Source organism: Trinickia terrae (assembly GCF_005144415.1).
GTDB classification, from domain to species: domain Bacteria; phylum Pseudomonadota; class Gammaproteobacteria; order Burkholderiales; family Burkholderiaceae; genus Trinickia_A; species Trinickia_A terrae.
This window is the reverse complement of record NZ_SWJE01000050.1, coordinates 1-371: the sequence shown is the minus strand read 5'-3', so window position 1 is coordinate 371 and position 371 is coordinate 1. Positions and strand designations below refer to the sequence as shown.

At 69.5% G+C, this 371-nt stretch carries 1 pseudogene; it reads right to left on the bottom strand.

From position 1 onward, the window contains the following. Positions 1-371, bottom strand: a pseudogene (locus FAZ69_RS33025) (helix-turn-helix transcriptional regulator); the annotation flags it as partial.

Sequence of the window (371 nt, the reverse complement as noted above, 5' to 3'; positions counted from 1 at the left end):
GCGGCGCCCGACGCGTCGAGCATCGCTTCGGCGATCGGCGTGGCGTGGCCGGCGACGGCCGCGAGCGTGATCTCGAGGCACAGGCTGCGGTGGTAGTCGTTGAGGCCGGCCTTGCGGCTCCAGCTCACGTATTCCTTGAGACTTTCGTTCACGGCGCTCTGGCCTTGAGCGAGCGAGACGAGGCGGCCCAGGTATTCGACGCGGCTCGCCAGCAGCGGCAGGGCCGTGCCTTCGGGGGCGCTGCCGCGCACCGGCGCTTCGCCTTGATCGAACTCGGCGATCACCGAGCGCCAGTAGATGTGATCGGCGAGCCGCTCCGAGCCGTGCAGTTCGTGCTGAGCGAAGAGATCGCGGCGCAGCGCTTCGACGAG